This is a genomic window from Stenotrophomonas sp. GW821-FHT01H02A (genome assembly GCF_059422145.1).
In genome coordinates, this window is the sequence record NZ_JBWKWI010000007.1 from 241,142 (window position 1) to 262,850 (window position 21,709).

Consider the following 21,709-nt stretch of genomic DNA (forward strand, 5'->3'; position numbering starts at 1 on the left):
GTCCCATCACTGAAATGAATGGGGGCCGCAATCATCAAAGCTTAAATGAATTCAGGAAGATTGGGCATGAGTCGGGATGCTGATGATGTGAAGACGATCTGCACGTCCCTGACTGATTCATCCAGCGGCGTCATGGCACCGCGCGATGCGCGATGCAACGGCGCGACACAACGCATCAGGCCGCCCGAAGGCGGCCTGATGGGGAACGGTCAGCGCAACAGCGCGAACAGCAGCAGCAGCGGAATCGGAATGCCGAGCATCCACAGCAGAATGTATTTCATGATGTTGTCTCCCTTGCGGTGGTGAGGATCACAGGTCGCGGCGGCGGCCGCCCCAGGTGGCACTCAGGCTGGCGATGAAGGCGCCGATCAGCAGCGTGATGAACAGCCACAGCGCGGCGTACGCCGTTGCCTTGCGGGCATCGTCGGCCGCCTGCTTGGCCTGCTGCTTGGCCGTGTCCAGCGCCGCACGCAGGCGGGTCTGCACATCGGTCACGCGGGCCTGCGCTTCGGCCTGGCTCATGCCGGTCTGTGCCGCCACCAGCTGACCCAGGTACTGCGTATCGGCCGGGTCCATGGTGTCGGACCTGAGGCTGTTGACGATGATGCGGTTCACTTCGCTACGCACCTCACGACTGTCCGGACGACGCTCTGCGCCCGCCACCGGGCGCGGCGGCGGTGCGCCGTTGGCGGGCGGCGCAGGCGGTGCTGCTGCATCGACCGGGCTTGTCGGCGGCGCGGGCTGCGTGGCGCTCGGGTTGGCACGGAACAGCGAATCCACCCAATACTGCACATCACCCTGATCGCTGCCCATCGCAGCCGACCCTGCACCGGCCGCGGCGATACCGCCTGCGGTCGAGGCTGCGGCGCCCGCGGTGGCACCGGCCACCTTCGCGCCAGCGCCGAGGATGCCGCCGATCGCAGAAGTCAACAGCGCGGCGGTCAGCAGCGTGGCAACCGCCCACGACACGAAACCATGCGCAGTATCGCGGAAGTAGGCTTCATCACCATGCAGATTGCTCCACTTCGTGCGCAGCCGGCCGGCGAGATAACCCCCCAGTCCGGACGCTGCAATGGCGGTAAAGGTCAGCCAGGCGATGCTCGACCAACCGAAGGTCTCGGCCGTCACGCCTTCGAATGACCACGGCGAGACCGACGACAGGCCCAGGCCCACGCCGAGGATCACCAGGATCAGCGAGAGCGCGGCGGCGGCGATGGCACCGGCCAGGATGGCGCCCCATGACACGGCGCTCTCGCGCGGAAGATCCACCACCGGCGGTGGGGTGACCACGGCCACGGTCGCCGCAGCGACGGGCTCGGGGTGGGCGTAATCGCCTCGGGTATTCATAGCGTATGGCACTCCTTTTCATGCGCTGCGGATGCAGCTCGCATCGGCAGGCTGCGCTTCAGGTCGTGAAATACGCGAGACGCTGAAAACAAGACGGTGTGGACGCGTGCTTCGGCTCAGACCCGCCGCCCGAGCAGCAGGATCACCCCCGCCAGTCCACCGAGTGCGCCGACCACCGCCAGCTCGATGGACGGCTCGCGCAGCCGCAGTGCCATGACGATGCACAGTGCTCCCAGCCCGATGATCACCGCACCGACGGCCGCGGCACGCGCGGAGCCGTAGAAGTAGGTGCGGCGGATCGGCTCGCTCACTGCGGGCTGCTGCCGCTGCCAGGTCGCCAGCGCGTGCTCGAATTCGCGCAGCAGGCGATCGCGGCTCTGCAGGTCCGCCGCACTCACCATCAGTGTCGAGCGCCCGGGCCGCACCAGTTTGAGATAATCATCGGTCTCCCAGCTGGACAACTCATCGAAGGGCACCGCGTCGCGTCTCGAGAACATCAAGCCATCGGGCATCACCATGACTTCGTTGCGGGTGGGGAACCCCTGGAAGGCCAGCATCGGCGGCAGCACCAGGCAGAGCAGCGCAACCACGATCGCAACGCCCACCGGGCCGCGATTGAGCACGATGAACATGAAACTGGCTGCCGCCAGCACGAAGGCCAGCGGCACCGCCAGCTGATGCCAGCGCGTGTAGACCGACACCTGGATACCTTCCCGTGGCTTCATGATGGGTTCCCTCCTCTATCGGCACGCGGTGCTGTCGCGGCTCCGCCCGCATGCGGTGGTGCACCCGGCCAGCGGGCGCGTGAGGCCACCATGGTCTTCGATGTGGGCGGCAGCGGCAACGGTCCCGCCCCTCTGCAGCGCCACTGGGACCGGTCCACGCAAAGCGCAAGGAACGCCGTCGCATCCTCACAGATCAAGGCGTGCGCCTATGCAAAAATAAGGGAACTGTGGCACACCGCGTCGCAGGGACGGTGTGTGCTCCTGGTCATCAGGCGGCGCCGTACCCTTCGGGCGATGGCCGGTACCGGTAAAGATCAGGAGTCAATGAATGTCCTCGAGGAATTCCGGCGCAAGCGCCTTGGATCTGTCCAGCTGCGCGCGTGAGCCGATCCGCACCCCCGGTGCGATCCAGCCGTACGGATTGATCCTGGTCCTCGATCACATGACATTGACGGTCACGGCCCGCGCCGTCGCCGAGCCGTCGCTGCTGGAACGCTTCGGCGACCCGCTGGGCCAGTCGCTGGACCAGGTCCTGGCCGGCACGCTGGCCCAGTGCAGGCCGGTCCTGGCGGCGTTGCAGGAGGGCGCCTCGCATTTCCTCGGCGCGCACCCGATCGGCACCGCAGGCAACCACCACACCGTGGCCCACCGGATCGGTGATGACGTCATCATCGAACTGGAGGCACCGGTGCCGGGCGAACCGGGCTCGCTGGAAGACCTGTATCCCTCGATCCGCCGCTTCATGGCCGCGATCGAACGCGCGCCCACCACGCAGGCGCTGTGCGAGATCGCCGCCGCGCACATCCGCGAGCTGACCGGCTTCGATCGCACGATGATCTACCAGTTCGACAAGGACTGGAACGGCGCGGTGGTGGCCGAAGACCGCAACGACGTACTGCCCTCCTACCTCGACCTGCGCTTCCCGGAATCGGATATCCCGGCGCAGGCGCGCGACCTGTACCGGCAGAACCGCGTCCGGCTGATCGCCGACAGCCATTACACGCCGGTGCCGCTGGTGCGGGCGCCGGCCTGCGCCGATGCGCCGCCCGTCGATCTCGGCCCGGCGATGCTGCGCAGTGTCTCCCCGGTCCACCTGCAGTACATGCGCAACATGGGCACCGGCGCCTCGATGTCGGTTTCGGTGCTGTCCGAAGGTGAACTGTGGGGCCTGATCTCCTGCCACAACCAGCGCGCGTGCCGGGTGCCCTACCACGTGCGCACCGCCTGCGAGTTCATCGGCCAGATCCTCTCGCTGCAGATCGCAGTGAAGCAGCGCGCGGTGCTGGTCGAAGAGCGCATCGCACGCCGCGCGATCCAGGTCCGGCTGCTCGGGCGGATGGCCGGTGATGCCGACTTCATGGCCGCACTCGGCCGCGACCAGCGCAGCCTGCTGGCCCTGACCCAGTCGACCGGTGCGGCGATCGTGCATCGCGGGGAATGCATCCTGCATGGCGAATGCCCCAGCCAGCGCGAGGTGATGCAACTGGTGCAATGGCTGACCGCGCAGCAGATCGACGGCGACATCTTCTGCACCGACACGCTGCCGCTGGACTGGAAGGAGGCCGGGGCCTTTGCCGGCGTGGCCAGCGGCGTGCTGGCCATATCCATTTCGCAGATTCACGACAGCTTCGTGATCTGGTTCCGGCCCGAAGTGGTCCGCACCGTGCGCTGGGGCGGCGATCCACGCAAGGAAGACACCGGCCAGCCACTGTCGCCACGCACCTCCTTCGAGGGCTGGAAGCAGACCGTGCGCCAACAGTCGCTGCCGTGGAACGACGTGGACCGCGATGCCTCGCTGGAACTGCGCACGGCCATCGTGGACATCGTGCTGCGCAAGGCCGAAGAGATGGCCGCGTTGAACGAACAGCTGTTGCGCAGCAACAAGGAACTCGAAGCGTTCTCGTATTCGGTGAGCCACGACCTGCGCGCCCCGTTCCGGCACATCGTCGGGTACTCGGAGCTGCTGTGGTCTTCCGCTGGCGAAAGATTGAACGATTCAGAAAAGAGATTTCTCGACACCATCGTGGAATCGGCAAAATCGGCGGGGACGCTGGTGGATGACCTGCTCAGCTTCTCGCAGATGGGCCGCTCGACGATGGGCCAGATCGCCATGGACATGACCGCCCTGGTGGAAGACGTACGCCACAAGCTCGACATGGAGTACACCGGGCGCGCGATCGACTGGCAGATCGCAGGCCTGCCCAAGGTGCAGGCCGACCCCGGCATGCTGCGGCTGGTCTGGCAGAACCTGCTGGCCAACGCGATCAAGTTCACCCGCGACACGCCCGCGCCATGCATCGAAGTCGGGCATGAACGCAATGACACGGAGGACGTCTTCTTCGTGAAAGACAACGGCTGCGGATTCGACATGCGCTACGTGGACAAGCTGTTCGGCGTGTTCCAGCGGCTTCACCACGTCGATGAGTACGAAGGCACCGGCATCGGCCTGGCCAACGTGCACCGCATCATCACCCGCCATGGCGGCCGGACCTGGGCAGACGGCCGGGTCGGCGCCGGCGCGACCTTCTTCTTCACCATTCCCTTTGTTACTGGAGACCACCTATGAGAGATCTGCGACCGATCCTGCTCGTAGAAGACAACCCGAAAGATGCCGAATTGACCATGGCCGCGCTGGCGCGCTGCCAGCTGCTCAATGACGTCACCCATGTGCGCGACGGCGTGGAAGCGCTGGAGTATCTCCGCTGCCAGGGACGTTATGAAGGGGCCATGCACGGTGGTCCGGTGGTCGTGCTGCTGGACCTGAAGCTGCCCAAGCTCAATGGCCTGGAAGTGCTCAGGGAAATCCGTACCGACCGTGCGCTCAGCAGTACCCCGGTGGTGATGCTGACCTCCTCGCGCGAAGAGCAGGACCTGATCCGCAGCTACGAACTGGGCGTCAACGCCTTCGTGGTCAAGCCGGTGGACTTCAAGGAGTTCCTTGAAGCGATCCAGGGCCTGGGCATGTTCTGGGGCATCACCAACCAGCCGCCACCGCACGGCACCCTGTTCGGCGGGAAGAGTAGACACGATGGCTGAGGCTGCCACAGCAAAGGCCATCAGGATCCTGATGGTCGAAGACAGCGCACTTGATGCAGAACTGATCACCGCGCAGCTGGAACGCGCCGGAGTGCCGTTCACCGCCGAGCGCACCTGGTCGCACCAGGGCATGCTCGATGCCCTGACCGCCAACGCGTTCGATGTGATCCTGGCCGACCACGTGCTGCCGGGCTTCGATGGCGACGCCGCGCTCGCCCTGGCCAGCGAGATCGCCCCCGGGATTCCCTTCATCTTCGTCTCCGGCACGCTCACCGAAGAACTCGCGGTGCAGGCGCTCAAGCGCGGTGCACGCGATTATGTGGTCAAGTCACGGCTGCAGCGCCTGCCCGATGCCGTGCTCAGGGCCATCGGTGAAGCGCAGGAGCGCCGCCGGCTGCAGCGCGTCGAGGCCGAGCTGCAGGACAGCCACCAGCGGCTGCGGCTGATCACCGATTCGCTGCCGGCGCTGATCGCCTACTTCGGTCACGACCATCGTTATCGCTTCGCCAACAACGCCTATGTCGAGTGGCACGGCCGTACGCCGGAGAGCCTGATCGGCCGACATACCCGCGAGGTCGTCGGCGAGGAGACCTTCAACAGCATCCAGCAGCACCTGGAGCGGGTCCTGCTCGGCGAAAAGGTGAGCTTCGACCTGCTCTCGCTGCGCAGCGACGGTACGCCCCGCCACGCACAGGTGGACTGCGTACCCGAGCTGGCGCCGGATGGCGCGGTACTGGGCTATTACGCCATGGCACGCGACATCAGCGAGCTCAAACACGCGCAGTCGCTGCTGAAAGCCAGCAACGAATCCCTGGAACGCCAGGTCGATGAGCGGACCTCGGCGCTGCACCGTAGCGAAAGCCGGCTGCAGGCGCTGTTCGAATCCAGTTTCCAGCACCAGAACCTGCTGACCCTGGATGGCCACATCATCGACACCAATTCGGCGTCGCTGGCGGCCATCCTTGCCGACAAAGAGGACGTGCGCGGCAACCTCTACTGTGAATCGGCGTGGTTTGCCGATACCCCCGGCGTACCCGGCGTGGTCTGCACCGCCATCCTGGAGGCAGCGGCCGGCACCGCTTCCCGCCACGAGCTGGAGCTGCGCCTGCCGACCGGCAAGCGGACCTTCGATTTTTCCTTCCGCCCCCTGTTCGACCATCAGGCGCGGGTCACCGCGGTGGTCTCCGAGGCGGTGGAAACCACCGCGCGCCGACAGGCCGAAGAAGCGCTGCGGCACAGCCAGAAGATCGAGGCCGTCGGCCAGCTGACCGGTGGCATCGCGCACGACTTCAACAACATCCTGACCGTGATCGCCGGCAACATCGAGTACGCCAAGATGCTGACCGACCGCCTGGGCGATGCCGCGGGCAATTCGTCGCGCTCGCTGGACAATGCGATGAAGGGCGTCATGCGCGCGGCCAATGTCACTCAGCGCCTGCTGGCGTTCTCGCGCCGGCAGCCATTGAAGAACATGCCGGTGGACCTGAACGAAGAGATGCGGGGCATGCAGGACATGCTCAAGCGGTCGCTGGGCGAACTGGTGCAGATCGACATGCTGCACAGCCCGGACATCTGGTGCGTGGAAATCGATCAAAGCCAGCTGGAGGCCTCCATCCTCAATCTCGCCGTCAATGCCCGCGATGCCATGCCCGATGGCGGGCGCCTGACGATCGAGATCGACAACATCCATCTGGACAAGGACTACGCGGCGCAGCACCCGGATGTGCCGCCCGGCCAGTACGCCATGATCCGGGTGCGCGACAGCGGCCAGGGCATGTCGGCCGAGGTGATGGGCCGGGTGTTCGAACCGTTCTTCACCACCAAGGAGGTCGGCCGCGGCACCGGGCTGGGGCTGTCGATGGTCTACGGCTTCGCCAAGCAGTCCGGCGGCCATGTGCTGCTGGATTCCATCGAAGGCACCGGCACCACGATCACGCTGCTGTTCCCGCGCTCGGCGTCCGCCCTGCCCAGTACCCGCCTGGCCGAGGCGCAGGACGCCAATGCCTTCGAGGTCCAGGAGGAGACCACGGTGCTGGTCGCCGAGGACAACGACGATGTCCGCGCCTATACCGTGGACACCCTGCGGCAGCTGGGCTACCGCGTGCTCGAAGCGCATGACGGGCCGTCTGCCCTGCGCCTGCTCGAACGGCCCGACGTGACCGTGGACCTGCTGTTCTCGGACATCGTGATGCCGGGCATGTCCGGTTGGGCACTGGCCAAGCAGGCGGTCGGCCAGCACCCCGGGCTGCGGGTGCTGTTCACTTCCGGCTATCCGCGCGACATCGACGCGAGCGGTGCGGTCGGCCGGAACATCGCACTGCTGGCCAAGCCGTTCACGCGCAGCGATCTGGCCCGCTCCATCCGTGCCTCGCTGCAGGACGAACGCCCTGCCCCGGGCGGCAACACGACGGGCTGAAGGCGGAAAGGAGGTTGCCGTGACGGGCGCCTCCCATGCTCGTGACGCCAGGCTGGCGTGCGATGCACAGCCGGCTAACGCGCGCGGGCGCTAAGGTGGAGATCCGTACAGGTGGCTGCATGCCACGAGGATCTGCGCCCGCAATGACCGCTGCAAGAATCCACCCGCGATGCCGCGTGCTTCTGGTCGAAGACGACGCACCCATCCGGGAGATGACCAAGGACATCCTCAACGACGATGGCTTCGATGTCCTCGACGTCGCCGACGCCGAGGCCGCGCTGGGCTGCCTCAAGCGCGACGGCCCGTTCGATCTGCTGGTCTCCGATGTCGGCCTGCCCGGAATGGACGGCCGCGACCTCGCCACGATCGCCACCACCCTGCACCCGGCCATGCCGATCCTGCTGGTGACCGGCTACGCAGGCGCGGCCGGTGCCCGACCCGACTTCCTCGGCGAGGACATCAAACTGCTGCGCAAACCCTTCACGCTCAAGCAGCTGGTGAGCTCGGTCAGGTCCCTGCTCTGATCGACAGCAGTGCGCGGGCGCGCCGCTCCAGTTCGGCGGTGGTGAACGGTTTGGTCAGGACTTCCATGCCGTCCTCCAGCTGCCCGGCGCCGACCGCCGCCGACGCCGCATAGCCGGTGATGAACAACACCGGCAGTCCGGGCCGCACCTGGCGCCCCGCATCGGCAACCTGGCGGCCATTGAGTCCACCGGTCAGGCCCACGTCGGTGATCAGCAGGTCGATGTGCTGCGCGGATCGCAGCAGTTCGATGGCCTGTCCACCTTCCGCCGCCTGCAGGACCCGATAGCCGGCCCCGCCCAGCACTTCAACGAGCAGTGCGCGGATCGCCGCCTCATCTTCGACGACCAGGATGGTCCCGACGCTGGGCGTCGATGCGTTCGGCAGTGCAGGCGCGGTCTCTTCAATGGGGTTGGCCGCAGCGTCGCCGATGAAACGTGGCAGGTACAGTTCCACCGTCGTGCCATGGCCGACCTGCGAGTCGATCCGCACCTGGCCACCGGACTGGCGGGTGAAGCCATAGATCATCGACAGGCCCAGCCCGGTGCCCTGGCCGATCGGCTTGGTGGTGAAGAACGGCTCGAACACCTTCTCGATCACCGCCGCCTCCATCCCGGTTCCAGCGTCCTTGACCGCCAGGCGGACGTAATCACCAGGCAGCGTATCCAGCATCGCCGCGCCCTCGCCCTGCAGCGTCACGTTCGCCGCACTGATGGTCAGCGGACCACCATCGGGCATCGCATCGCGGGCATTGATGCACAGGTTGAGCAGCGCGTTCTCGATCTGCGGCACATCCACCAGCACCGCCCAGGGGTCGGACTCGAGTTGCGTGGCAATCGCGATCGATGGCCCCAGCGTGCGCGAGATGATGTCCAACATGCCACGTACCATCGCATCGGCCACCACCGGCGTGGGTGCCAGGGTCTGCCGGCGGGAGAAGGCCAACAGACGCTGGGTCAACGCGGTGGCGCGCGAAGCGCTGGACTGTGCCATCTCCAGGTAACGGCCGATATCGTCGTAGCGGCGCTGCTCGATGCGCAGCTCGAGCAGCTCCAGCCCTACCGAGATGGCGGTCAACAGGTTGTTGAAGTCGTGGGCCAGGCCGCCGGTCAACTGACCCACGGCCTCCATCTTCTGGCTCTGCCGCAGCCGCTCCTCGGCGACCTGCAGCTCGGCGCTGCGTGCCTGCACCCGCTCCTCCAGGGTCAGGGTCAGCTCGCGCAGCTGCTCTTCGGCCTGGCGCCGCTCGGTCACGTCCGCGGCGGTCCCGAACCACTCGGTGATCCCGCCCTGCTCATCCAGCAGCGGCACCGCACGCATCTGCACCCAGCGCACACTGCCATCGGCCGTGAGGCTGCGGTGCTCCAGCGCCAGCGGCTGCCGCTGCGCCATCGCCTGGGCAATGGCCTGCTCCAGCAGCCCCAGATCATCCGGATGTACATAGCGCTCCTTCCAGTCGCTGACCGCCGGCATCTCATCCTGCGCTACCGGGCCGGTCGCCAGGATCTGGCGCATCTCGCGCCAGTCCGCCGTGACCGCATACAGCGACTGCGACGAGGCGCTCACCAGCGCACCGAGGCGGCGCTCGCTATGCGCCAGTGCATCGCTGGCGCGGCGCTCCTCGGTGCGGTCACCCAGCACCTTGACGAAGCCCAGCACGGCGCCGTCTTCATCGCGCAGCACGGTCATGGCGCCGCTGGCCCAGAAGCGCTCACCGGACTTGCGCGCCAGCCAGCGTTCGCCGCTGATGCCGCCGGACGCGATCGAGATGCCCTGGTTGCGCCGCAGCCGCTCGGCCCGGATGTCCTCCTCGGTATAGATCAGCGCCACGTTCTGGCCCAGCATCTCCGCTTCGGTCCAACCGAAGATGTGCTCGGCGCCGGCATTCCAGAGAGTCACCTTGCCTTGAAGATCCGAGGCGACGATCGCGTAGTCGCTGGCGCTGTCGATGATCTGGCGGTTGCGCGCCTCCACCTGCCGCATCGTGCGTTGCAGCTCGATGTGGGAGGTGACATCCAGGCCCTGGACGAAGACGCCTGCGGTGCTGCCGTCTTCGCCGGCGACCGGCTGGAAGACGATATCCAGCATGCGCCGGGCCGAGGACGGATCGGACGGGAACGGCGCGTCGTAGACCACCTCGCTGCCGATGTATGGCTTGCCGGTCCGGTACACCTCGTCCAACAACGGCATGAAGCCCTGGTCGACGATCTCCGGCAGCGCGTCACGGATCGATTTGCCGAGCACGTGGCGGTTGCCGACCAGCCGTTCATAGCCGGGGTTGGCCAACTCGACGCGGTGCTCGGGACCGCTCAGGAAGGCCATGAACATCGGCGATTTGTCGAACAGCGCGATGAGCCGCTCGTTCTCCTTGGCCAGGCGCTGCTGCGCCAGGATGATGCTGGTGACCTCGTTGGTCACGCAGAACGCGCCACCGACACGGCCATCGTCGAGGAAGAGGGGGGAGAACGAGAACGTCCACCAGGTCTCTTCCGGCACGCCCTGGCGGCTCATCGGTATCGGCAGGTTCTCGTAGCGGGAGGATTGCCCGGCGAAGGCGGCCTCGATCGGTATGCGCACGGCGTCCCACGCATCGGCCCACAGCTGCCTCAGCGGTGCACCCAGTGCGCCCTCCCGCCGCGGCCCCAGAATGGGGCTGTAGGCATCGTTGAAGAAGAACGTCAGATCATCGCCCCAGACCACGTACATGCTCTCGGGTGAGGCCAGGATCAGGTTGATCGCGTTGCGCAACGCTCCCGGCCACTGCTCTATCGGCCCCACCGGCGTCGCCTGCCAGTCCCGTCCACGCACCTGCTCGGCCATCGGTCCCGTACTGCCGGGAAAACGCCCTGCTGCTGCACTCATGCGCGCCGCTCCAGCACCGCCGGGGCACGTGCGCCGCGCAGCCGCGCGACGGACCAGGGAAGGACAGACATCATCGGGACACCGAACCTTGAACTGAAGGCGTTGCAGGCGCTGGGGGGAACGGCGGGCAGCGGTCGGCCAGCCGGAATCGGGAAAGCAATTTAAGCCAAGGGGGGCAAATCTACGTCAAGGCCGGGACTCGGTGCCAGCGCTGCAATGTCCGCAAGCGATTCGCGGCCCCCGCGGGCAGTCCGCCCCCCGCCCTGAAACGACCGGGCAGTGTCCCTGCGACAGGGATGTGCACGCGCCCGGGACACGCCGTTGGCGATGATGCGCGCACCCTCCCCACCCCGCCTCCGCCATGGCCAAGCCGACTGGCTCCCGTCTCGTGATCTATGCCGCCCTTGCCGGCAACCTGGCCATCGCCATCGCCAAGTTCGTCGCCGCCGGCATCTCCGGCAGCTCGGCCATGCTCAGCGAGGGCGTCCACTCACTGGTCGATACCATCAACGAGCTGCTGCTGTTGTACGGCCTGCGCCGTGCCGAGCAGAAGCCGGATACCCTGCACCCCTTCGGGCATGGGCGCGAACTGTATTTCTGGAGCTTCATCGTGGCGCTGCTGGTGTTCGCCGCCGGTGCCGGCGTATCTGCCTATGAAGGCATCCAGCACATCCGCAATCCGGAGCCGGCGACCAACCATCTGATCAGCTATGTCGTGCTGGGTATCTCCTTCGTCTTCGAAGGTACTTCGTGGTGGATCGCGCTACGCGAGTTCCGCGCCACCAAGGGTGCTCTGGGCTACTTCGAGGCGTTCCGCCGCAGCAAGGATCCGTCCACCTTCACCGTGCTGCTGGAAGACAGCGCCGCCCTGCTCGGCCTGGGTTTCGCGCTGGTCGGCCTGCTTGCCGCGCAGTTGCTGGACATGCCGATCCTGGATGGCGTGGCCTCGCTGTGCATCGCCGGGGTGCTGGCTGTCACCGCCTTCCTGCTTGCCCGCGAAACCAAGGGCCTGCTGGTGGGTGAGCCGGCGCACCCGAGCGTCGCCAAGCGCATCCTCGCCGTGGCCACCTCCGATGCCGATCTGCGCCGTGCCAATGGCGTGACCACGATGCAGATGGGACCGGACCAGGTCGTGGCGATGCTGAGTGCGGAATTCGAAGATGATCGCACCACGCCGCAGATCGAGGCCTGCATCACGCGGATCGAGAAGGCGGTGAAGGCCGAGTATCCCGAGCTGGTCGCGCTGTTCGTGAAACCGCAGACGCCGGAGGTGTTCCAGGCGCGCCGGGCGGCGTTGGAGCAGCCACATCCGGATACCTGAAGCGAAGCGTGCGGCGGCGACCGCGCACGACGCCATCACGGTGGCCGGTGGATGCTCAGCCCATGCGTCGCTTCGCACAAGCCATCGCCGATGCCGCGTCACTGCCCGACGGGTTCCCCGCCGCAGTGGCGCGTTCACTGGCGACCGCGCCGGACCACTACAACATCACCAAGGGAGGCGCGGCCGCGGTGCTGGCGCGTGACCACGACGGCACCATCGCCGTCGCGGACATGGTGTGGGGCCTGGTGCCGCGCTGGTCCAAGGAACCGGTCACGCCGTACACGACGGTCACCGCGCGTCTGGACCGCGCGCCACGCAGCCGCCTCTTTGCGCAGGCGTGGCTGCAACGCCCGTGCGTGCTGCCCATGACCGGCTATTACAAATGGGACCGCCAGCGCCGGCCGCCGTGGCCGTTGTTCGTGCAGCGCAAGGACGGGTTCGCCCTGCTCGCCGCGGGTCTATGGGAACACTGGGAGAGCGGGGACGGCCAGCTGCTGGACAGCTTCACGGTACTGACCGGCCCGAACCCTGCGATCCCTTCCCCATTGACCCCGGATGGCCCGATCTTCATCGCACCGTCCACCGCACTGGACTGGTTGAGCGGTGCCTTCAAGACACCGGCCGCGCTGAGTGCGCGGGCGTCCACACCCGCCTTGGAGGCGTACCCGGTGAGCCGCGCGTTTCGCGATCCTGCGCGTGACGATTACACACTGTTGGAGCCTGTCGATCCGGATGCCGCTGCAGCAACCGCCGAACCACAGGAGTGGGATGGCGATGCCTGCGATGAGCGCGATGCGGAGCAATGACGTGCAGCGCACGTGAGCGTCAACCTTTCCCGCGCTTGAACAGATTCCACAGCACCGGCGAATTTCACCTTCGCGCCACCGCACTGCGGTCAGGGTGGAGATGCCCAGCAACACGGGCCTCTCTCTAACTACATTGTGGAGTCAACCATGGACAAGAATCGCACTGAAGGCGCCAAGAACCAGGTCAAGGGCACCGTAAAGGAAGTCGTGGGCAAGGTCACCGGCGACAAGACGAAGGAAGTGGAAGGCAAGATCCAGAAGGGTGTCGGTGAAGTGCAAAGCGACGTGGGCAAGGCCCGCGACGACGCTCGCCGCTGAGCCTCATCCTACGGCTCTCTGACCGCATCAGCGGCAGAGGGCAGTGGGTGGTCAGCCGTGTCATTCACCGGCGTAGGCCACCCAACCTCTGAACGACAGCGCGGCATAGAACAGACTCGGACGCTTGAATCCCGCCGCCTCCAACAGCGCGACCTCGGCCTCCGGCGCCAGCGTCGGCAGGCGGGTGGCGATCGTTTCGGCCCGTGCCGTAGCGGTGTCTTCGGACAGACCCCGCGCGGTCACGAACGCAGCCCACTGCTGGAACCATCTGAGCTTCTCTTCCGGATCACCGGGCACGCTGTGATGCGCGATGACCAACGGGGCACCGGGCGTGAGGCGACGCCGCAGTTCGCGCAGCGTATGCAGCCGCTCCTCCACTGAGAGGAAATGCAGGGTGAGCAGACAGGTCGCGCCATCGAACGCGCGGTCTGGTGCAGCGTCGATATAGCCCTCGATGAGTTCAACGCGGGCAGACAGGTCTTCCCCGAGCATGCGCGCGGCCAATCCGAGCATCTCGGCAGAGGGATCCACGCCCGTGAACTGCCATGCCGGGCTGGCCTCGGCGAAGGCCTTCAGCTCCATCCCCCCACCCGCCCCAAGCACCAGCACACGTCCTTGCAGCGGCACGTGCTCCGCCAGCAGGACGTGCGCCATCTGGTGCAATGCGTGGACGCCTGGCACTTGGCGCACCAGGTTGTCGGCGTACCGGGCGACGGCATCGGGATCGGAGAAGGACATCGAGAGCACCGGTTCCAGGGAAGCCATAATGTAACCATTATTGTTACATTATGGGAACTACCCTATTCCAGCAGCCCCATCAGCGAGTGGTGGACCGCCACGCCCGCGAGCGCGCCCTCGCCCACTGCCAGGGCGATGCTGCCCGCCATCCGCGCTGCGTCACCGCAGGCGAAGACGCCCGGTACCGTGGTCTGCTTGGCAGAATCGGTAGTGATGCAGCCGCCATCCTTCAGCTCGCAGCCCAACTGCTCGGCCAGATCACAGGACAGCCGCGACTGCGGCGAGATGAACAGCGCATCCACCGCCACGCGGCGCCCATCGGCGAGCACGACGGTGGCGGTGTCTTCCACGGCGCACACGCGGGTCGCTTCGATCAAGACCCCGCACTCTTGCAGCCGGGCACGCTGTTCGTCATCGATCCTGGCCGATGCCTCGCTGCAGAACAACGTGATCTCTCCCCAATCACAGAGCAGCAGCGCCTGCGCCGCACCCCCATCCTTCGCGCAACCGATGACCCCGATGCGGCCCTCAAACACCTCGTAGCCATGGCAATAAGGGCAGTGGAACACGCTTCGACCCCAGCGCTCGCCGATGCCCTCGATGGCGGGCAGATCATCGATCACGCCGTATGCCAGGATCACCCGATCCGCCAGATACGTCTCACCTGCCTCTGACTCGATCCGGAAGATCCCATCGTCCTCCGCGCCTGCACGGACCGCAGTCCCGATGCGCCACGTCAGGGTGGGATAGCGCAGCAGCTCATCGCGGGCCTGCGCGGCGATGTCCGCCGGCGGCAGTCCTTCCCTGCCAAGGAACCCATGGGCGACGCGCGCATTCCGATTGCGCGGCTGTCCCCCATCGATGATCAGGACCTTGCGTCGGGCGCGTACCAGTTGCAGCGCTGCGGACATGCCCGCGTAGCTGCCACCGATGATGATCACGTCGTGTCTCTGGTCGTCAGGCGCACTCGTCGGCATGGGGCATCCACATAGGGGGAGAAAGGCAGGGTCAGCCCGCATCATGCGCCTGCCCACCGGCTGGATTCTGTGAGGCCGGCATGAGCGGTATGCTGCGGCATCACCTGCTCCGCAAAGGATGGACGCGATGCGCTACGCCACGCCCCTGGCCCTCTGCCTCGGCCTGTGCGCCGCCCTGCCAGCGCCTCCGGCGTGGAGCAGGACGCCAGCAACGCCCTTGCCGCGCACTGAAACCGGTGAGATGCAAGGGGCCCCCTGGCGGATCGACTACCCGGCCCGCTGGAATGGCGAAGTGGTCCTGCTGGCGCATGGCTTTGAGCCGCTCGGGACACCGCGACCCGAACCCTGGCCCGGCAACGAAAACAGCGAGGCCCTGGTCAAGGCCGGGTATGTGGTTGCCCAGAGCGGCTATGCGACCCAGGGCTGGGCCGTCATCGACGCCATCGAGGATACCGAGCGCCTGCGCCAGCAGGTCCTTGCGCGCCATCCCGACACCAAACGGACCTGGATCCTGGGTTTCTCGATGGGGGGTGCGGTCGCCATCGCGACGCTGGAGCGACTGCCACAACACTATGACGGGGGCGTCTCATTGTGCGGCGCCAATCTGCCCGGCGACGTGCTCGCCGGGGAGATGCTCACCTCGCTGGTGGCCTTCGACTATTTCTTCCCGAACACGAATGGGCTGCCCGCGGACGGACTGACCTCACCTGCGGCGGGCGCGCTGCCCCAGGCTGCATTGTTCGAGAGCGTCGCCGCCGCGGTGCAGACGCGACCTGACGCCGCCGCACAGCTCGCCAAACGACTGGAGGTAACGGTGGACGAGCTGGCCGGTACGATCAGCCTGCATGCGCTGGTGTTCCAGCAACTTGTCACCCGCAACGGCGGCACGCCGGTCGGCAACGAGGGCACGGTCTATGATGGATTTGGCGACGATGCCGCATTCAACGCAGGCGTGCGGCGCGTGGCCGTGGATCCGGCGGCGCAGGCGAAGCTGGCACGCGACCTGCGCCTGACCGGAGCGCTGCGCAGACCATTGTTGCTTCAATATAACCACCACGACCCATCGGTCACCCCGCGCTTCGAACCGGTGTACCCGGCATTGGCCGCCAAGAACGGCGCCAGCCCTGCGCCACGGGTACTGCCGCCGGTTGGCGAGGGGCATTGTGCGTTCACACCCGACGAAGTGGTGGCTGCAGTGGTGATGCAGAGCCGCAGCGTGCCCCCACCGGACCGGTAAAGGGGCCGCCAATGCGCCGGTAATGCAGGCACCACACGATTCAGCCGGCGCTGGATTTCAGCGCGAACCCGGCCGGTCGCCGCAGGATGGATGAGGTGACCGGCTGGACGACCGCTTGAATTTCCCGGGCAGAAGCGGCTACGTTGCCGATGCATTCACCACGGAAGACCACCGATGCACGGAAGGCCGACACGACCGATGGATGCGACCCGGGCAGCAACGCTGACGGTCGCCCTGTTCGCAGCCGCCGCTGCCGCCGCCGAGCCGGCCAGCTTCTTCACCGCGCTGGATTCCTACGGCAACAACGACTACGCCGCCTGCAGCACCACCTTGAGTGACCTGTACACGCAAGGCATCCCCTTCCCCGACGGTGGCGAACTGCTGCTGATCGAATGCACGGCGGCGGCGGGCGACCACACCGCGGCGTTTGCGTACGTGGATGCGCTGCTCGCCAGCGGTCGCCTGCCGCTGGAAGATCTGCGCACGAAACAGCGTCCCGGGTTGGATGCGCTGCGTGCTGATCCCGCATGGCCGGCGGTGCTGCAGCGGGTCATCGCCGAAGAAAACAAGCACGAGGCGCAACGCGATGCGCCATTGCGGCAGGCCTTGCTCGCACGCGAAGCGGAGGACCAGGCAGCGCAACATGCCGCCATCTCCGCAGGCGGCGGCGATGTATGGCGGCAGACGGCGCCGGTGAGCGAAGCCAATGCAACGTGGCTGAAAGCCGTGATCGCCGAGAAGGGGTGGCCAGGCATCACGCGGGTCGGCCGCGACGGGGCCAAGGCGGCCTGGCTGATCGTGCAGCATGCCGACCATGACCCCGCGTTCCAGGCACAGGCGTTGGCCCTGATGCAGAACGCCGCCAGGACCGGCGATGCCGACGCCGCGGATGTAGCGCTGCTGACCGACCGGGTGCTCATCGCGCAGGGCAAGCCGCAGCGCTACGGCACTCAGTTCAAGAGTGCCGCCGACGGCGTGATGGAGCTGCAGCCCACCGAGGATATGCAGACGCTTGACGACCGTCGGCGCGCAGTGGGATTGCAGCCTCTTGAGGCCTACAAGGCCATGCTGTCGGAAACCTACGGCAAGCCGGTGAAATAGGCCCAGCGCTGCCCGCTTACCAGTTCCAGCGCACGCCCACCTTGCCGTCCCAGGCGTCGAAGGCGCGGTCGAAGCTGCGCTGGTAGCCGATGTTCGCGTAGAGGCTGGTCGACGCGCCCAACTGCCAGGTCGCCCCGGCGTTGAGCTGCCACCACGTCCCTTTCAGATTGGCTTCGAACGGCACATAGCCCTCCGCCGAGGAGAACTCGGTCACCGGTTGACCACGGAACTCATGCCAGCCATTGAGCCGCAGCCATCCGGTGAACAACCGCCGGACGCCGTCATGCGTGGGCTCCAGGGTCCACGTGTTGGCCCAACGCAGGCCCAGCCGCGCAGCGAGCGAGTCCATGTTGCTGAAACGGATCAGCGCGGCAGGGTCGCGGTTGTGGTCGCGCTCGATCCGCTGGTAGATCACCTGCAACTGCGGCTCGAGGATTTCATCCTCATCCTCGTCGTTGATCTGGAACGGATAGCCTCCCTCCAATGATGCTCCCCAGCCGAAGCTGTCGCGCTCCAGCAGAATGCCGTTGCTCGACCTGGATTTGCCTTTGCCCCAGGTTCCCTGCCATACCGCATCCAGGTACTGGCCTTGATCCCAGTAGCGCGTCCAATACAGTCCCAGCGAGGTGCCCTTGACCTGGTTGCGGCCAGCCAGCGTGCCATCGAAATGCGTGACGTCACTGCGCATCCTGCCCTGCCCCAGGTACAGACCGGCATGGTCGCGCTTTCCGTCGTCGTGCTCCGCCGCATAGAGATCCGCGCCGGCCTGGATGGCCAGGAGGTCGTAGTCGTAGCGCGGGCTGCCACCGTAGATGCCGCGTCGGCTGCCTTCCACGTCGCCGTTCTCGCCGATCACGCGCACCCAGGCGCCGTTCAAGTACGTATCCCCGCGCAGGTCGGCGCGCTGGCGCAGCTGTTCCTGCTCGCCCACCCGCTCGTGCAGATTGCCCAGCGTCGCCCAGCCGTAGCGCAGGCCCATCGCCGGCAACGCGGTATAGAGAGACACCTCGCTGCGGTACTCCGGTACGGGCACCGGCTGCGGCACATACGGGTCCGGCTCCGGCGGCGCCGGTGACGGTGGCGGCAGCGGCGGCGGCTCGGGTGGGGTCGGGTCAGGCAGCGGGTCCGGCCCCGGCGTGGGGTCCGGCGGCGTCGGTCCCGGCGGTGGATCCGGCGGCGGCGGTGGCGGTGGGGGAGGCGGAGGGGGGGGCGGAGAGGGGCACGGGGGGGACGGCGCGGCCGGATTGTTGCAGTCGATCGACGAGCGCAGGAACCAGTCCTGCCCGTCACCGGCGGCGTAGCCGCCGCGGTGCAGGCGGTACGCGTAAGGGCCGGCCAGCAGCGGCGTGTCGACGAAGAACGTATCGGGCGCGGTGGTTCCGCCATCCAGCGCGGTCACCACGCGGATGCCATCGCCGAAGGTCAGCGCACCGGGGCCGTCGGTATTGCGGATGTCCAGGCGGGTGCTGCCATTGGCGCTGCCGCCCTGGATGACCAGTTGGTCACTGGGCGAACCGTCGCTGTCCAGATAGGTGTTGAGCGCGATCACGCTGCCTGCGGCGCCAGCATACGAAGCGGTGTAAAGGAATTTGTAATCGTTTGTGGCGGCCGGCGGGAGGAACTCGATGCGCCCGTCATTGCGCACCCACTGCGAGACCGTCGAATTCTGCGGGATGCTCCAGGTGCTGGTGGCATCGATGACGGCATTGGTGAGATTCCACGCCGCGCCCGTCCAGTGGCTGCCTGCCTGCAGGGCAATGTTGGCCTGCGCAGCGCTGCTGGCACCGGCGTCCCCCTGCAGGACGCTGTTGGCGGCGACCAGTTCGATCAATGTGGCTTCGCCGGTGGTGCCGATGTTGCCGGCCCACAGCAGGTAGTCGTCACCACGGACCGCGGTGTTCTCCAAGGTCACGTTCAGCGGGCCATATGCATAGAACGCAGTCTGCTCGGTGGTGAGCGAGCCGCCCCGCATCGTGAAGATGTTGTCCCAGCCATTGGACTGGTTGCCGGAGAACACGCCGAATGCGCTGCCGGTGGCGGTGACCGTGGTGTTGCTCAGGTGGACTTCGTTGTTGTCGGTGACCTGGGTCGGGCTTCCGTAGTTGCGCATGTAGATGGCGTCGGAGCCGCCGGTGTTGCGCAGGATCGCATCGGCCACGTACACGTGCGCATGGCCGTAGGTACCGATGCCGACCGACCCTGCTCCCGAAGTCTCGATGGTATCGCCCGTCAGGTTCACCACACTGTCGAGCGTGCTGTTGGCGCCCGCATAGATGCCATAACTGTCAGCAACGGCGTTGGTCCAGGTGGTGCCCGTGCTGTTGAGGGTGCCGGTGGCGACCACCGCACCGCCTCTGACGGAAGTACCCGAAGCAGTGCCAAAGATGGCGTCCACGCCGCCCATGCTGGTGCCGGCGGTGAGCGCATAGCGCTGGGCATTGGTCGGCGAAGTGATGCCGATGCGGCTTGCGCCGCCCAGAGTGATGGCTGAGTTGTCGGTTACCCAGACACCGATGCCCACCCGCGGCCCGGAGACCACGAAATTCCGCAGGCTCGCGGTCGCGCCCCGCTGAGCGACCAGTCCGGTTCCCGCCGTGCCGGTGGTGGCAGTGAACGTCGCGGTGATGCCATCCAATACCTGGGCATTGCTGCCACTGTCCACCGTGACACCGACGGAGTTGGCCCCATTGAAGGTGAGCGCGAGTGGGCTGTACATCTCCAGCTGACCGCCGCCGTACAGGTACACGCCCATCGCGCCAGACTGCTGGAACGTGAACTGGTTGGTACCGTTGAGCACCGCCCTGGCGCCCGTTCCCTGTACCCCCAGCCCGTACGAGTTGCCGGTCCTGCCGATATACAGGCGGTTGAATCCACCCAACTCCACCTGCGCGGCACCGTCGATGCCGATCCCGTTGCCCTGCGTGCCCGAGGAGAGCGCAGGATCGTTGTAGCGCATGTTGGCCATCTGGATCAGGCCCGCCGTGCCACCGGCCAGCTTGCCGATGCCCGTGCTGGTGACATTCCCGGCAAAGACCGAGATCGTGCCGCCGTCGGCATAGAGCGCCTGGCCCCGACCGCCGACGCGCAGGTTGATGCCACGGGGGGCGGAAATGACGCCCGTTGTCGCGTGCAGCGATAGCGCGTTGGACAGGACAGTGATCGCACCCGGCGCGGCGAACGGCGAGTTCATGTCCAGCACCACATCGCCGCCGCTGGCCCGCACGCCATCATTGTTGCCGGTATCGATCGTGGTGTTGCCCACGACCGTGGTGGTGCCGGACGTCGCGGTGATCGTGCTGTTGACCGTGCCGGGGCCGACCACCGCCTGCGCCGCAGCGGTCATCGGCAGCGCAACCGCACCGGTCAACGCGGCCGCAATCGCCATGGGCAGCGTGTGCCTGCGCGTGTTCATGGCCACTCCTTGCCTGAGGTGAGACAGCCCTGCATGGCGTGCTTCCCATGGTCTGGACCGAGGTCCGATCCGTGCCGTCGATGTTCCCGCCGTCCCGGCCCCGGATCGACCGCATAACTACTGGGTCTGCGCGGTAAATCTACTGGGCGCGACATCTCCAGTACTTCTGCCAAGCGGCGGTGGCCCGTCTGTTTTCGGGTGCCAACGCGGATCGCGATGGCGACACGGGGCATTCGGTACATCAGGGCGCGACATGCGCCAGGCACTCGCCGGCAGCCGCCTTGCGTTTCCCGATCAGGCTTATCAGGGGCATCAGAATGCGTTTGCGACGGTTATGCCCGTTGAAGGTGAGCGAGGCGTAGACTCCAAGTGCGGCGTGCACTCCATGGTCATGGGTCGGTCAATGCTGGTTTCTGACTTCTCACGAACGACAGGATTGAGCCGGGATACGGTGCGGTTCCATGCCCGCCGATGATGAGGATTGAGGCATGCTGACCCCTCCCACAAACCGAAGGCAAACTACATGATCGACGGCCCTGAAAAGACCCGAGCGCCGCGGATCCGGGAGGGTACGCTGGATGAGGCGCTGCACATACTGACGCAGGTTGGCGAGCTCGCCCAAGGGCGCCCACTGTCGTCCTATGTCGAAAGGCTGGCTGCCGAACATCTTGTTCTGGTCGCCGAGTGCGGCGACCAATTGGCGGGATTCAAGATTGCCTATGCGCTGGATGAAAGCACGCTCTATAGCTGGATCGGCGGGATTTCTCCAGCATTCCGTCGGCAGGGATTGGGGCAGTCATTGCTGCAGACCCAGGAGAACTGGGCAAGACAACACGGCTACCGCACCATTGAGGTGAAAAGTTCGAACAGATTTCCTCAGATGCTTGCGAT

Annotated in this window: 17 protein-coding genes; 11 read left to right on the plus strand and 6 right to left on the minus strand. The window is 66.4% G+C overall.

Annotation, left to right across the window (positions count from 1 at the left end; all coding sequences use genetic code 11):
- The first annotated feature begins 66 nt into the window (after nucleotides 1–66).
- Nucleotides 67–306 (plus strand): hypothetical protein, encoded by a 240-nt coding sequence (locus tag AC07WC_RS12890; RefSeq protein WP_495210341.1) that lies wholly within the window; start codon nucleotides 67–69, stop codon nucleotides 304–306.
- 3 nt (nucleotides 307–309) lie between these two features.
- Here AC07WC_RS12890 and AC07WC_RS12895 read toward each other — a convergent pair whose 3' ends face one another.
- Both AC07WC_RS12895 and AC07WC_RS12900 read right to left on the minus strand, forming a co-directional pair.
- Nucleotides 310–1,347: a hypothetical protein gene (locus AC07WC_RS12895; protein ID WP_495210342.1), complete on the minus strand. Its 1,038-nt coding sequence runs from the start codon at nucleotides 1,345–1,347 to the stop codon at nucleotides 310–312.
- A gap of 116 nt (nucleotides 1,348–1,463) precedes the next feature.
- The gene (locus tag AC07WC_RS12900) at nucleotides 1,464–2,072 is read right to left on the minus strand and encodes a hypothetical protein (protein ID WP_495210343.1); all 609 of its coding nucleotides are present in this window, start codon (nucleotides 2,070–2,072) and stop codon (nucleotides 1,464–1,466) included.
- 328 nt (nucleotides 2,073–2,400) lie between these two features.
- Between AC07WC_RS12900 and AC07WC_RS12905 the strand changes: the two genes are divergently transcribed.
- The 4 genes from AC07WC_RS12905 (at nucleotide 2,401) to AC07WC_RS12920 (ending at nucleotide 8,048) form a co-directional block, all read left to right on the plus strand.
- Nucleotides 2,401–4,638, plus strand: a complete 2,238-nt coding sequence (locus AC07WC_RS12905; protein ID WP_495210344.1) for an ATP-binding protein — start codon at nucleotides 2,401–2,403, stop codon at nucleotides 4,636–4,638.
- Nucleotides 4,635–5,108, plus strand: a complete 474-nt coding sequence (locus AC07WC_RS12910) for a response regulator (protein WP_495210345.1) — start codon at nucleotides 4,635–4,637, stop codon at nucleotides 5,106–5,108. The genes AC07WC_RS12905 and AC07WC_RS12910 overlap by 4 nt, the downstream gene beginning before the upstream one ends.
- Nucleotides 5,101–7,524: a hybrid sensor histidine kinase/response regulator gene (locus tag AC07WC_RS12915; protein WP_495210346.1), complete on the plus strand. Its 2,424-nt coding sequence runs from the start codon at nucleotides 5,101–5,103 to the stop codon at nucleotides 7,522–7,524. The genes AC07WC_RS12910 and AC07WC_RS12915 overlap by 8 nt, the downstream gene beginning before the upstream one ends.
- Nucleotides 7,525–7,667: 143 nt before the next feature.
- A complete protein-coding gene (locus AC07WC_RS12920) occupies nucleotides 7,668–8,048 on the plus strand; it encodes a response regulator (protein WP_495210347.1) in 381 nt (126 codons plus the stop codon).
- Here AC07WC_RS12920 and AC07WC_RS12925 read toward each other — a convergent pair.
- Entirely contained in the window at nucleotides 8,032–10,908 is a 2,877-nt protein-coding gene (locus AC07WC_RS12925; protein WP_495210348.1) for a hybrid sensor histidine kinase/response regulator, read from the minus strand. The genes AC07WC_RS12920 and AC07WC_RS12925 overlap by 17 nt on opposite strands.
- Before the next feature lie 361 nt (nucleotides 10,909–11,269).
- Between AC07WC_RS12925 and AC07WC_RS12930 the strand changes: the two genes are divergently transcribed.
- From AC07WC_RS12930 to AC07WC_RS12940, 3 genes are all read left to right on the plus strand, one after another.
- Nucleotides 11,270–12,229, plus strand: a complete 960-nt coding sequence (locus AC07WC_RS12930; RefSeq protein WP_495210349.1) for a cation diffusion facilitator family transporter — start codon at nucleotides 11,270–11,272, stop codon at nucleotides 12,227–12,229.
- Between the two features lie 62 nt (nucleotides 12,230–12,291).
- The gene (locus tag AC07WC_RS12935) at nucleotides 12,292–13,035 is read left to right on the plus strand and encodes an SOS response-associated peptidase (RefSeq protein WP_495210350.1); all 744 of its coding nucleotides are present in this window, start codon (nucleotides 12,292–12,294) and stop codon (nucleotides 13,033–13,035) included.
- A 147-nt stretch (nucleotides 13,036–13,182) separates the two neighbouring features.
- Entirely contained in the window at nucleotides 13,183–13,353 is a 171-nt protein-coding gene (locus AC07WC_RS12940; protein WP_019184192.1) for a CsbD family protein, read from the plus strand.
- A 60-nt stretch (nucleotides 13,354–13,413) separates the two neighbouring features.
- On the opposite strand, the gene AC07WC_RS12945 is transcribed toward AC07WC_RS12940, so the two are convergent.
- Together AC07WC_RS12945 and AC07WC_RS12950 are read right to left on the minus strand one after the other, a co-directional pair.
- Nucleotides 13,414–14,091: a class I SAM-dependent methyltransferase gene (locus AC07WC_RS12945; protein WP_495210351.1), complete on the minus strand. Its 678-nt coding sequence runs from the start codon at nucleotides 14,089–14,091 to the stop codon at nucleotides 13,414–13,416.
- Nucleotides 14,092–14,153: 62 nt separating this feature from the next.
- Complete coding sequence (locus AC07WC_RS12950; protein WP_495210352.1) at nucleotides 14,154–15,068, minus strand: NAD(P)/FAD-dependent oxidoreductase; 915 nt, start codon at nucleotides 15,066–15,068, stop codon at nucleotides 14,154–14,156.
- A gap of 127 nt (nucleotides 15,069–15,195) precedes the next feature.
- On the opposite strand from AC07WC_RS12950, the gene AC07WC_RS12955 reads away from it, so the two are divergent.
- Both AC07WC_RS12955 and AC07WC_RS12960 read left to right on the plus strand, forming a co-directional pair.
- Nucleotides 15,196–16,305: an alpha/beta hydrolase family protein gene (locus AC07WC_RS12955; RefSeq protein ID WP_495210353.1), complete on the plus strand. Its 1,110-nt coding sequence runs from the start codon at nucleotides 15,196–15,198 to the stop codon at nucleotides 16,303–16,305.
- Nucleotides 16,306–16,503: 198 nt separating this feature from the next.
- A complete protein-coding gene (locus AC07WC_RS12960; RefSeq protein WP_495210354.1) occupies nucleotides 16,504–17,406 on the plus strand; it encodes a DUF6624 domain-containing protein in 903 nt (300 codons plus the stop codon).
- Between the two features lie 16 nt (nucleotides 17,407–17,422).
- Here the strand turns inward: AC07WC_RS12960 and AC07WC_RS12965 are convergent, their stop codons facing one another.
- The gene (locus tag AC07WC_RS12965; RefSeq protein WP_495210355.1) at nucleotides 17,423–20,818 is read right to left on the minus strand and encodes an autotransporter family protein; all 3,396 of its coding nucleotides are present in this window, start codon (nucleotides 20,816–20,818) and stop codon (nucleotides 17,423–17,425) included.
- A gap of 523 nt (nucleotides 20,819–21,341) precedes the next feature.
- Here AC07WC_RS12965 and AC07WC_RS12970 point away from each other — a divergent pair.
- Nucleotides 21,342–21,709 (plus strand): GNAT family N-acetyltransferase (locus tag AC07WC_RS12970; protein WP_495210356.1); only part of this gene is annotated, 368 nt, incomplete at its 3' end.

Coding starts and splice junctions, on each gene's coding strand:
- AC07WC_RS12940 (WP_019184192.1), top strand. CDS start 13,183: ATGGACAAGAATCGCACTGAAGGCGCCAAGAACCAGGTCAAGGGCACC.
- AC07WC_RS12910 (WP_495210345.1), top strand. CDS start 4,635: ATGAGAGATCTGCGACCGATCCTGCTCGTAGAAGACAACCCGAAAGAT.
- AC07WC_RS12925 (WP_495210348.1), bottom strand. CDS start 10,908: ATGAGTGCAGCAGCAGGGCGTTTTCCCGGCAGTACGGGACCGATGGCC.
- AC07WC_RS12960 (WP_495210354.1), top strand. CDS start 16,504: ATGGATGCGACCCGGGCAGCAACGCTGACGGTCGCCCTGTTCGCAGCC.
- AC07WC_RS12955 (WP_495210353.1), top strand. CDS start 15,196: ATGCGCTACGCCACGCCCCTGGCCCTCTGCCTCGGCCTGTGCGCCGCC.
- AC07WC_RS12895 (WP_495210342.1), bottom strand. CDS start 1,347: ATGAATACCCGAGGCGATTACGCCCACCCCGAGCCCGTCGCTGCGGCG.
- AC07WC_RS12915 (WP_495210346.1), top strand. CDS start 5,101: ATGGCTGAGGCTGCCACAGCAAAGGCCATCAGGATCCTGATGGTCGAA.
- AC07WC_RS12965 (WP_495210355.1), bottom strand. CDS start 20,818: ATGAACACGCGCAGGCACACGCTGCCCATGGCGATTGCGGCCGCGTTG.
- AC07WC_RS12945 (WP_495210351.1), bottom strand. CDS start 14,091: ATGTCCTTCTCCGATCCCGATGCCGTCGCCCGGTACGCCGACAACCTG.
- AC07WC_RS12935 (WP_495210350.1), top strand. CDS start 12,292: ATGCGTCGCTTCGCACAAGCCATCGCCGATGCCGCGTCACTGCCCGAC.
- AC07WC_RS12900 (WP_495210343.1), bottom strand. CDS start 2,072: ATGAAGCCACGGGAAGGTATCCAGGTGTCGGTCTACACGCGCTGGCAT.
- AC07WC_RS12950 (WP_495210352.1), bottom strand. CDS start 15,068: ATGCCGACGAGTGCGCCTGACGACCAGAGACACGACGTGATCATCATC.
- AC07WC_RS12905 (WP_495210344.1), top strand. CDS start 2,401: ATGTCCTCGAGGAATTCCGGCGCAAGCGCCTTGGATCTGTCCAGCTGC.
- AC07WC_RS12930 (WP_495210349.1), top strand. CDS start 11,270: ATGGCCAAGCCGACTGGCTCCCGTCTCGTGATCTATGCCGCCCTTGCC.
- AC07WC_RS12920 (WP_495210347.1), top strand. CDS start 7,668: ATGACCGCTGCAAGAATCCACCCGCGATGCCGCGTGCTTCTGGTCGAA.
- AC07WC_RS12890 (WP_495210341.1), top strand. CDS start 67: ATGAGTCGGGATGCTGATGATGTGAAGACGATCTGCACGTCCCTGACT.